Origin of the sequence: Pigmentiphaga sp. (assembly GCF_019689535.1) — a bacterium.
In the GTDB taxonomy this organism is placed as follows: domain Bacteria; phylum Pseudomonadota; class Gammaproteobacteria; order Burkholderiales; family Burkholderiaceae_B; genus Pigmentiphaga.
Map to the genome: position 1 here is coordinate 1 of NZ_JADGHH010000140.1, position 9,273 is coordinate 9,273.

The window sequence follows — 9,273 nt, forward strand, 5'->3', positions numbered from 1 at the left end:
ATATTGCTGATGAGCTGGCGGACCTCGCACAGGGGCGTGTCCTTGCTACGGGAGAGCTTCATGCTCACCACAATAATCCTCATCATCCTCCTCTTGGCCCTCATCGGCGCTTTCCCCGCCTGGCCCCATGCGGCCAATTGGGGCTATGGCCCTTCGGGCATCATCGGCGTCATCCTGGTGGTATTGGTCGTCCTGCTCCTAATGGGGCGAATATAGGAACTGCATGACTGCAGTCGGCGAGCGTGGGCCGGGAAGGCTTGGCGGCCTAGCCCAGTCGCCGGGCCGCATCGAGGGCGAGACCGGTCCCGATGCTGCCGAATGCATCGCCCTGGACGTGACGCGCGGCCGGCAACAAGGCGACAATCCGCTGTCGCAGGAGGGGTACGCTGCTCGATCCGCCGGTGAAGAAAATCGTGTCGACGGCTTCGGGGCCGAGGCACGCATCGCGCAGCAAGTCGCTGACGGTTCGCTCGATGCGCGCCACGAGGTGATCGATGGCCGCGTCGAGGTCGGCTTGTGAGACTTCGCATGCCAGCCCAGGTTCGAGGTTGGCGAGGTCCAGCGAGACAAGGCGGTTTTCTGCCAGGGCGATCTTGGCTTCTTCGATGCGGAAGGCCAAGCCATGCCCGGCCCGCTGTTCGACGAGCCGGAGCAGCCGCGCGATTTTTTGCTTTTCTGCTGACTCGTAATACAAGTCTTTCAGCATCGCCACGGATTTGCGGGCATAGACCTGGTTGATGGTATGCCACGAAGCCAGGTTGAAGTAGGGCGTCGAGGGCATGTCCTTGCCGGTCACCAGGCGGCTGCCCAAGCCGAGCAGCGGCATGGCGGTGCGCAGGTTCAGGTACTTGTCGAAATCGGTGCCGCCGATGTGTACGCCGCCGTTGGCCAGAATGTCGTCGCGCCGGTCTTCCCGTTCGCTGCGATCGGGGGCGAGCCGGATGAGCGTGAAGTCGGAGGTTCCCCCGCCGATGTCCACGACGAGCACCAGCTCTTCGCCCCGAATCTGCGATTCGTAGTCAAACGCTGCCGCCATCGGTTCATATTGGAACTCCACGTGGCGGAATCCCACCGCGCGTGCGATCTCGGCCAGCGTGGCCTGTGCCTTTGCATCGGCCGCCGCGTCGTCGTCGACGAAAAACACCGGGCGCCCGAAAATCGCGCGGTCGAAGGGCTGGCCCGCGGCGCGCTCCGCGCGATGCTTGATTTCCGCGATAAAGCGCGTGAGCAGGAGCCGGAAGGGAAGTGCGCGACCTTGCACTTCCGTATGGCCTTCCATGAGGGGCGTGCCGAGCAGGCTCTTGAGCGCGCGCATCAAGCGTCCGTCGTAGCCCTCGAGATAGTCCTGGATTGCTGCGCGTCCAAAACTGACCTCTTCGTCTTCGGCATGGAAGAACACCGCCGATGGCATCGTGGGTTTGCCTTCCTCGAGCAGGAGCAATGGCGAGGCGGCGCCAGGACGGCGCCAGCCGACGGTGGAGTTGGACGTCCCGAAATCGACGCCGCATGCGTTTGCGATCATGGTGGAAGGGGAAAAATGGGCAGCCGGCGCACGGCGTGGAGGGGAGCGCGCTCCCGGGGCGGGGATGTTAAAACATGCGAGGCGCCATTGTATGCGCAAGCGCGCCCGGCGCACTGGCGTGTGCCGCGTTCCGTCCCAAGACAGGAGTCATTGCATGGTTTCGAGATTGTTCGTGATGGCCGCTGCCGCCTCGTTTTTCCTCGCAGGATGCGCGGCGCCGCCCCGCGGGGAAGATGAAGCGCTGCGCCAGGCGGTCGGCAATCCCGCGCGTACGCCGGCCTTCGTCGCGCGCGATGCGGCGCGCAAGCCGTACGAGGTGCTGCGCTTTTTTGACATCCGGCCCGATGCCACGGTGGTCGAGATTTCTCCCGGCGGGGGCTACTGGACGGAAATCCTCGCTCCTTACCTGCGTGAACGTGGCGTTTATTACGCTGCCCAGTATCCCCGGGAGGGGAGCACCCGGCCTTATCACCGCGAGTACTACGACCGGTTCCGGGCCAAGCTGGACGCCGATCCCGCCACCTACGGCAAGGTCCGGGTGACGGCTTTCTCCAAGGGGTTCTACGACATCGCGCCCCCCGGGTCTGCGGATTTCGTGCTGACCTTCCGCAATCTGCATAACTGGATGAACGACGGCTATGCCGAAGAGGCACTCGCCGCGTTTTATCGCGCGCTCAAGCCGGGCGGCATCCTGGGCATGGAGGCGCATCGCGGTCGCAACGACAAGCCGCAGGACCCGCGCGCGGCCGACGGGTACGTGCGGCAGGACTATGCGATCCAGCTGGCTGAACGCGCGGGTTTCGTGTTCCTCGGTAGTTCGGAGATCCTAGCGAATCCGCGTGATACCAAGGATCACCCCGCGGGCGTCTGGACGCTTCCGCCGACCTTCCGCCTGGGTGACAAGGACCGGGAACGCTATGCGGCCATCGGGGAGGCCGACGGTTTCCTGTTGAAATTCCGCAAACCCTGAGCCGGGCTCAGGCCTTGGGCGTGGGCAGGCGCGCGTAGCAGTGCTTGCAGATGGCGGCGGCAGGATGGACGTACTTGCCGCAGCTGGGGCACGGCTTGCCGTATTTTTCGCGGGCGGCCGCGCGCGCTTTCGCGCGCTGGCGAATCTTGAAGAATATGGCGGCGCCGCATGCGACGACCACGAGTGCGATGAGAACAGCCATGCTTTTCCCGCTCTGTTGGCGAGATTGAGTATAGGTGCGAAATGTGATGCAAACCTTTCAAGATGTTTCCGCCGCACGTATTCGTCCGCCCGAGGGTCAGTCGACCCAGTATTTGCCCGCGACCATGGCGGCGCGCACCTCGGCCGGGATGGCGATGGGGCGCATGGTCCGCATGTCGATGAACACGAGCACCAGCCGCGCGCGCACGCGCACCGGGCCTTCTGGGTCGCGCCCGCGCAACTCGATGGCGACTTTCAACGAGGTACGGCCTATGCCTTCCAGCCGCAGCACGGCCGCCAATTCGTCGCCAAGCCGGGAGGGCGCGAGGAAATCCATCTGCAGGTTCACGGTGGGAAGGCCGATGCCCCGTTCGTCGTGCAGGAAGGCGAAGCCTGCGCCCAGGCCGTGTTTGAACCAGTGTTCGACGGTGTCGTTCAGCATTTCCGCATAGCGCGGATAGAAAACGATGCCGGCCGGATCGCAGTGCCTGAATCCGATCTCGATCGGCATGACGTGGGTGGCGAGCATGCAGTCGTCCTCGAAAAAATAGTTGCGGCATAGGCCGCATGGCTCGATTAAACCGCATGTGAGGGGGCTTCGCGGCCGCGGCGCGCTCGCACGCGGCGTTTTTCCACTCGACGGCGCCGCCCATCGGCCTCAGCGACCGCTGCGCAGGCACGCCAGGGCAGCCAGCGAAAGCAGCAGCGCTGCCACGCCGTACACCAGCAGGGCAGGTGTTCCGGGCAGCACCAGGCCGGCGATCAGCGGTCCCACTCCCGCGCCGATGTCGCGCCATACCGAACGCGCGGCCAGCGCCCGGATGCGCTCCGGGCCGGGATGGCGGCGTGCCACGATGGGCGCCAGCAGCGGAAGCTGCAGGGCGCGCAAGATGACGATGGCCAGGGCGCAGCTCCATAGCCAGCCTGCGCCAAAGCCCACGAGGGCGGTGGCCGTGACCAGCGACAGCACGACCAGCATGCGCTCGGCTCCGAGCCGGTCGGCGATGCGTCCGCCCAGCGGGCTGAGCAGGATTTCGGACAAATAGCGCAGCGCAAGCACCACCCCTGCGCCGAGCAGCGCCCACGCGGGCAATGCGTCCTGGGCGACCAGCGACAAACCGATGACGAACAATCCGTCCAGCGTCAGCCCTTCCATAAAGGACCAGGCGTCCAGGCTGCCCGGTCGTTGCAGGCGGCGGACGGGAGCCGGCGCGACTTCCGTGTGTTCCTGCGGCGGCAGCCGGCGCGCCGAAGGCAGGGCGCATAGCGCCAGGGCGGCCAGGATGAAAAAGATCGTCCGGGGGCCGGAAAGCTCCGCCAGCCAAGCACCTGCGGGCAGGGCGAGCATGGGGCCGGATGCGATGATGGCACGGGAGCGACCGGTGCGATGCGCGGCGCCGGCCAGGTTGGAGGTCGCCAGGGTCTGGGTGGACAGGTTCAGCGCCGCATACGAGAGCCCCCACAGCAGCCGCATGGCCAGGAGCGCCCAGAAGCCGGAAAGCGTTGCATAACCGAGGGCGCAGCAAGACGAGGCTAGCACGGCGAGCGTGCATATGAAGCGGTCGCCGCGCGAGGCATAGAGGCGCGCCACCCAGCTGTAGCCGGCGATGCGCACCAGGCGGTTGGCCGCGAGAAGGATGCCTGCCTGTGCGAGGCTCACGTCGAACTGGCCTGCGTGGGCAGGCAGGAGCAGGTACAGCACGGTATCGGCGGGCAATGAAAGGGAAAGCGCCGTCGAGGCGTCGCGTGAGTGACGATCGGTGGCAGTGGGTGTCGGATGTTTCATGGCCGCTATGGTGATGCGGCACCGTGTTCCCGACAAACGATTTAAACTCCGGCCATATGTGAGGAAATTGCACGTATGCGCCGTCTGCCCCCTTTGAATGCGGTGCGCGCTTTCGAGGCGGCCGCCCGTCACCTGAGTTTCACGCGCGCGGGCGAGGAGCTCGGCGTCACCCACGGTGCGGTCAGCCGCCAGGTGCGCCAGCTGGAGGAGTTCCTTGGGGCAGCGCTATTCGAACGCAAGACGCGGCAGATTGTGCTCACGGCGGCCGGTGCGCGCTTCTTTGCGGGGACGGCGCCTGCCCTGGCCCATATCGCGGCTGCCGCCCAGGCGATCACCGGTCGCTCGGCCCGCGTGGTGCGCATCAACGTGCGGCCGAGTTTCGCGGTGCGATGGCTGATCCCGCGTCTTCCCGATTTCGTGTCCCGGCACCCGGAGATCCGGCCCGAGGTCGTGACGAGCACGGCGGCGCCCGAGGACGTGATGGAGAGCTTCGACGTGGCGATCCGGCGCGGCAGCATTGGTTGGCCGTCCTCCATGGAGACCGACGCCTTTCTCGAAGACGAAGGTTTGCCGGTGGCATCGCCCGACCTGCTGCGAAGCCGGCCGATAAGCGATCCCGGCAGCCTGGCCGGGCACGTACTGCTCTATTCCAGGACGCGCCGCGACGACTGGGATGCGTGGTCCCGGCTCGCTGGCAAGGCACGTGTTCCGCACCAGCAGATGCTGCAATTCGACCACCTGCATTTCGTGATGCAGGCCGCCATAGACGGGCTGGGCGTTGCGTTGGCGCCGGTTTCCCTGCTGGGGCACGACCTGGACGACGGGCGCCTGGCGGCCCCGCTGCCACAGTGGCGCCTGCCCTTGAGCCGCTACTACTACGGGGTTTCGCCGGGCGCGGCTCCGGAGAGCCGGGCTTTCATTGACTGGCTCTCATCCACGGCCCGGGCCGAGATGCGGCTACCCCCGGGCTGAGAGCCCCCAGCTTCAGGTGGCCGCGCGTTCGACCTGGGTATCGATGTCGACGGTCGTGGACGTCATGAGCTTGTGCACCGGACAGCGGTCGGCGACGGCATGCAGTTCAGCCACCTGTTCGTCGCTTAGGTCGCCGCGCAACTGCAGGCGTACGGCGAGCCGGTACTGTCCGCGCCGCTCGTCTTTGTCGTCGCGCTCGATGTCGACCTCGACGCCTTCTAGCGGAATGTTCTTGCCTTTGGCGTAGATCATCAGGGTCAATGCCTTGCAACCCGCCAGTGCCGCGTCGAAATAATCGTGGGGCGTGGGGCCTTCGCCCTTGGGGGGAGGCAGGTCCAGCGGCAGCTCGCGGCCGGCGACGGTGATGAGATGGCGCTGGCTGCCCGGCGCTTCGGGTTGGACGTGTACGCTCATGATTGCTCCGTTGCAGGAGGGGACGAGAGGGGCGACTGCGGTGCTTCCCGGTAGGCTTGCCATGCATCGTGGCCGCCAAGCAGGGCCCAGGTGTTCGCGTATCCCGCCGCCCGCAGGCGGCTGGCGACCAGGGCAGCGGAAATCTCGTTGGGACAGGCGCAGTAGACGACGATGTCCGCATCGCGCGGACCGAGGTCGAGCTTATCGATCGCTGCGTTAGCGTCGATCGGAATGGCGCCCGGCAGCGGGTCTTCGGGTTGGGGCCGAACGTCGAGCAGGACGATCTTGCGGCCTGCGCGCTGCCAGGACAAGAGTTCGTCCAGCGTCAGCCGCGGGATGGCCTGCAAGTCGCGTACGACGCGCCAGCGCAGGAATACGCGGTAGGCGACATAGGCCGCAAGCAGCGTGGCGAGGAACAAGACGCTCATGCGGCCGTACTGCGTCAGGGCCTCAAGGATGTCTGCCACCAGCGGGTGGAACAGCACGCCCAGCAATACGGCCGAACCGGCCCAAATCAAGGCGCCAGTCACGTCGTAGCCGGCGAAAACGCGATAAGGCGCCCGCGTCAGCCCCGCCATGACCGTGGACAGTGCCCCGGCTCCCGGAAGGAATTTCGCGACCAGGAGCAGCCGCGGCCCGGCGGTCAGGTAGAGGCTTTGGGTTTGTCGTATGCAGGAGTCCTGGGAGAGCGAGACCCGGCATACGGTGCGCAGGAGCCTTGCACCGTAGCGCCGGCCCGCGAAGTACCAGGCGGTGTCTGCGATCAGGCTGGCGGCCACCGCGGCGGCCAGGACCAATGGCCACGACAGCTGCCCCTGGGCAGCCAGGGCGCCGGCCACGACCAGCAGCGGATAGGCCGGAATGGGGAGGCCACCCTGCTCCAACAACACGTTGGCGAAAATCAGCAATGCGCCGTGAAGTGCGAGCAGTGTGTGTAGGTCGGACATGGCAGCGTCCCCGCGGAAAATTCCCCTACGCTGGGAATTGGGGCGATTTCGGCCGAAACAAGCCCATGGAACGTAGGGTTTTTTTCCGGCGGTCCGCGCCACGTTACCACACGGACTCGGGGGCGCGGCAGGCGCCGCGCCCCGTACAGGCTGGCGTTTAGTCAGCCGTGATGTTGGCGGCCCGCACGACTTGCGCCCAGCGGGCAGCATCCTTGGCCACCAATTCCCCGAACTCTGCCGGACTCGAGGTGGCGGGCACCATGCCTTGCGCCTCGAAAGCCCCGGCGGTGGCAGGGGATTTCAAGATACGGGTGATTTCGCGGTTCATCCGGTCGATGATGTCGCGCGGCGTGCCTTTGGGCGCGAAAACGCCGTACCACATGTCGACGTTGCCGCCTTGGATGCCGGCTTCCTCCAGCGTCGGCACGTCGGGCAATTGCTCCAGGCGTTTGGCGCTGCCGGTGGCGATGGCCTTGAGCTTGCCTGCCTTGATCTGCGGCAGCGCGACGTGGACCGGCAGGAACATGGCGTCGATGCGGCCCGCGAGGATATCGGTGACGGCGCCCGCCGTGCCTTTGTAGGGCACGTGCATCATTTCCGAGCCCGTTTGTTGCAGGAACAAGGCCATGGACAGGTGGTGGGGCGTGCCGACGCCCGGCGTGGCATACGTGAGCTTGCCCGGCTCGGCCTTGGCCGCGGCCACCAGTTCGCGCACGGTGTTGGGCTTGCGCGAGGCAGGCGACACCAGCAGCAGCGAGCCCCAGGAGGTTAGTGCCACCGGGTCGAAATCATTCACCGGGTCGTAGGGCAGCGACTTGTATAGGCTGCGATTCATGACCAGCGTGTTGACCTGGACCATGAAGGTATAGCCGTCAGGCGCCGCACGCGCCGCGCGCTCGCTACCGATGTTACCGCTGGCCCCGGCCTGGTTTTCGACGACCACGGCCTGGCCGAGCGTCTTGGGAAGCTGGCTGGAAAGATGGCGCGCGACGAGGTCTATGCCGGTACCGGGCGTGTAGGGGACGATGAAGGTGATGGGTCGTTCGGGCCAGGCGTAGGCGCTGGCGCACGAGCAGGCGAGCACGAGCGCGCCTGCGATACGCAGGGAGTGTTTCAGCATGACGTCTCCGGGGCCGGCAGGGCCGGTTATGGGATGTAAGGATGTGCTTGTTTCTTGAAGTATGCTCAACGATATATGGATAAAGAAAATGAATTCTCGTTATGAACCATATCATCGCGGATATGGATAGCCCTCAGCGCACGCCATGGATTGGACGCATCGACTGAGGCTGCGCAATCTCCAGATGCTGCTCAGCCTTGCGCAAACTCGCAACATCAGCCATTCGGCGGTCGCGCTCAACACCACCCAGCCGGCCCTGTCCAAATGGCTGCGTGAACTGGAAGAAGACATCGGCCTGCCGCTGTTCGAACGGCATGCGCGCGGGCTTCGGCCAACGCCGTACGGCGAAGCCCTGATCGCCCATGCCCGCCGCATCGAAAGCCAGCTGAACCGTGCGCAAAGCGACATGGAGGCCATGCGGCAGGGAGGCAGCGGGCAGGTGTTGGTCGGCACCTCCGGCGCGTCGGCCCCAGACACCGTGCCGCTCGCCATGCTGTCTTTGCTCCGGCGCATGCCGGACGCCCGCATCAAGATGGTGGAAAGCACCATGGACCTCCTCATCGAGCAGTTGGCCCGGGGCGAGCTGGACATCGTGGTGGGGCGCTCGGCGCCCGAACTGCATGATCCGGCCATCCGTTCCGAGGTTTTGTACTTGGAGCCCATGCACTTCGTCGCGCGGCCGCAGCATCCGCTATTCGAGCGAAAGGAGGTCACCTGGGACGACGTGCTGGAGTATCGCTGGATACTCTGGCCCAAGGGCACGCCGATACGGACGGCGCTGGATGCCGCCCTGGCGTCGGTCGGCCGCGACCTTCCTGCGGACTATGTGGAGTCGAACTCGGCGACCGTGAACGTGACGCTGCTGGCCCATAGCGACATGGTGAGCGTCGCCTCGCATCGTGCCGCCCTCAGGCTGGTGCACATGAATGCCGTGCGCATCGTGCCGCTGCGCCTGTCGGCGTTCGGTTCGGTGGCCATGTATTGGCGCAACGACGCGCTGCAGCCGGCTGCCGTGGGGCTGGCGCTGCAGTGCCTGCGGGACGTGGTCAGGGAACAGGCCGGCGATCGGTGACATGCGGCCGGCGGCTAGGGCGCGTGGGCCGGCCGCGCGAGGCCTGGATGCAAGAACGGCGCCGTGAAGGCGCCGTTCTGACCCGGTGCGCGACAAGCCCCGCCGTTCAGGGCGGGGAAGGATAGCGCGGACGGCGCAGCCGTCCTTGTCTTTGGGTTTCAGTGTGGGGGTTGCTGCTGCTCGATGTACTGGCGCACGATGGAAATCGGCGCGCCGCCGCAGCTTGAAGCGAAATAGGACGGCGACCACAGCACGCCTTTCCAGTAGCG

At 66.0% G+C, this 9,273-nt stretch carries 12 protein-coding genes; 4 read left to right on the plus strand and 8 right to left on the minus strand.

The annotated features are described in order from the left end of the window. Positions 1 to 216, plus strand: a 216-nt coding sequence (locus tag IRZ12_RS12405) for a DUF3309 family protein (RefSeq protein WP_367181589.1), incomplete at its 5' end; no start/stop codon positions are given. Between the two features lie 49 nt (positions 217 to 265). On the opposite strand, the gene IRZ12_RS12410 is transcribed toward IRZ12_RS12405, so the two are convergent. Further along, positions 266 to 1,522, minus strand: coding sequence for an Hsp70 family protein (locus tag IRZ12_RS12410; RefSeq protein ID WP_296468858.1), 1,257 nt, complete (start codon positions 1,520 to 1,522; stop codon positions 266 to 268). Positions 1,523 to 1,676: 154 nt separating this feature from the next. Here IRZ12_RS12410 and IRZ12_RS12415 point away from each other — a divergent pair, with 154 nt between their 5' ends. Continuing rightward, complete coding sequence (locus IRZ12_RS12415) at positions 1,677 to 2,492, plus strand: methyltransferase (RefSeq protein ID WP_296468860.1); 816 nt, start codon at positions 1,677 to 1,679, stop codon at positions 2,490 to 2,492. Between the two features lie 7 nt (positions 2,493 to 2,499). Here IRZ12_RS12415 and IRZ12_RS12420 read toward each other — a convergent pair whose 3' ends face one another. The 3 genes from IRZ12_RS12420 to IRZ12_RS12430 all read right to left on the minus strand — a co-directional run bounded on the left by IRZ12_RS12420 (position 2,500) and on the right by IRZ12_RS12430 (position 4,479). Continuing rightward, on the minus strand, positions 2,500 to 2,694 hold the full coding sequence (locus tag IRZ12_RS12420; protein WP_296468862.1) for a hypothetical protein: 195 nt from the start codon (positions 2,692 to 2,694) through the stop codon (positions 2,500 to 2,502). Between the two features lie 96 nt (positions 2,695 to 2,790). Further along, complete coding sequence (locus IRZ12_RS12425) at positions 2,791 to 3,222, minus strand: thioesterase family protein (RefSeq protein ID WP_296468864.1); 432 nt, start codon at positions 3,220 to 3,222, stop codon at positions 2,791 to 2,793. A 129-nt stretch (positions 3,223 to 3,351) separates the two neighbouring features. Further along, entirely contained in the window at positions 3,352 to 4,479 is a 1,128-nt protein-coding gene (locus IRZ12_RS12430) for an MFS transporter (RefSeq protein WP_296468867.1), read from the minus strand. 75 nt (positions 4,480 to 4,554) lie between these two features. On the opposite strand from IRZ12_RS12430, the gene IRZ12_RS12435 reads away from it, so the two are divergent. Next, on the plus strand, positions 4,555 to 5,451 hold the full coding sequence (locus tag IRZ12_RS12435; RefSeq protein ID WP_296468869.1) for a LysR substrate-binding domain-containing protein: 897 nt from the start codon (positions 4,555 to 4,557) through the stop codon (positions 5,449 to 5,451). Positions 5,452 to 5,463: 12 nt separating this feature from the next. On the opposite strand, the gene IRZ12_RS12440 is transcribed toward IRZ12_RS12435, so the two are convergent. The 3 genes from IRZ12_RS12440 to IRZ12_RS12450 form a co-directional block, all read right to left on the minus strand. Next, entirely contained in the window at positions 5,464 to 5,865 is a 402-nt protein-coding gene (locus tag IRZ12_RS12440; RefSeq protein WP_296468871.1) for an OsmC family protein, read from the minus strand. Beyond that, positions 5,862 to 6,812, minus strand: a complete 951-nt coding sequence (locus IRZ12_RS12445) for a VTT domain-containing protein (RefSeq protein ID WP_296468873.1) — start codon at positions 6,810 to 6,812, stop codon at positions 5,862 to 5,864. The genes IRZ12_RS12440 and IRZ12_RS12445 overlap by 4 nt, the downstream gene beginning before the upstream one ends. A 157-nt stretch (positions 6,813 to 6,969) precedes the next feature. Continuing rightward, a complete protein-coding gene (locus IRZ12_RS12450; protein ID WP_296468875.1) occupies positions 6,970 to 7,932 on the minus strand; it encodes a tripartite tricarboxylate transporter substrate binding protein in 963 nt (320 codons plus the stop codon). Positions 7,933 to 8,077: 145 nt separating this feature from the next. Here IRZ12_RS12450 and IRZ12_RS12455 point away from each other — a divergent pair, with 145 nt between their 5' ends. Then, positions 8,078 to 9,004: a LysR substrate-binding domain-containing protein gene (locus IRZ12_RS12455; protein WP_296468877.1), complete on the plus strand. Its 927-nt coding sequence runs from the start codon at positions 8,078 to 8,080 to the stop codon at positions 9,002 to 9,004. 158 nt (positions 9,005 to 9,162) lie between these two features. Here the strand turns inward: IRZ12_RS12455 and IRZ12_RS12460 are convergent. After that, positions 9,163 to 9,273: transposase (locus IRZ12_RS12460; protein ID WP_296468880.1), on the minus strand; the 111-nt coding region annotated here is incomplete at its 5' end.

Bases quoted from the DNA above. Each gene is read 5' to 3' on its own strand.
- IRZ12_RS12410 (WP_296468858.1), bottom strand. From the start codon at position 1,522: ATGATCGCAAACGCATGCGGCGTCGATTTCGGGACGTCCAACTCCACC.
- IRZ12_RS12415 (WP_296468860.1), top strand. From the start codon at position 1,677: ATGGTTTCGAGATTGTTCGTGATGGCCGCTGCCGCCTCGTTTTTCCTC.
- IRZ12_RS12420 (WP_296468862.1), bottom strand. From the start codon at position 2,694: ATGGCTGTTCTCATCGCACTCGTGGTCGTCGCATGCGGCGCCGCCATA.
- IRZ12_RS12425 (WP_296468864.1), bottom strand. From the start codon at position 3,222: ATGCTCGCCACCCACGTCATGCCGATCGAGATCGGATTCAGGCACTGC.
- IRZ12_RS12430 (WP_296468867.1), bottom strand. From the start codon at position 4,479: ATGAAACATCCGACACCCACTGCCACCGATCGTCACTCACGCGACGCC.
- IRZ12_RS12435 (WP_296468869.1), top strand. From the start codon at position 4,555: ATGCGCCGTCTGCCCCCTTTGAATGCGGTGCGCGCTTTCGAGGCGGCC.
- IRZ12_RS12440 (WP_296468871.1), bottom strand. From the start codon at position 5,865: ATGAGCGTACACGTCCAACCCGAAGCGCCGGGCAGCCAGCGCCATCTC.
- IRZ12_RS12445 (WP_296468873.1), bottom strand. From the start codon at position 6,812: ATGTCCGACCTACACACACTGCTCGCACTTCACGGCGCATTGCTGATT.
- IRZ12_RS12450 (WP_296468875.1), bottom strand. From the start codon at position 7,932: ATGCTGAAACACTCCCTGCGTATCGCAGGCGCGCTCGTGCTCGCCTGC.
- IRZ12_RS12455 (WP_296468877.1), top strand. From the start codon at position 8,078: ATGGATTGGACGCATCGACTGAGGCTGCGCAATCTCCAGATGCTGCTC.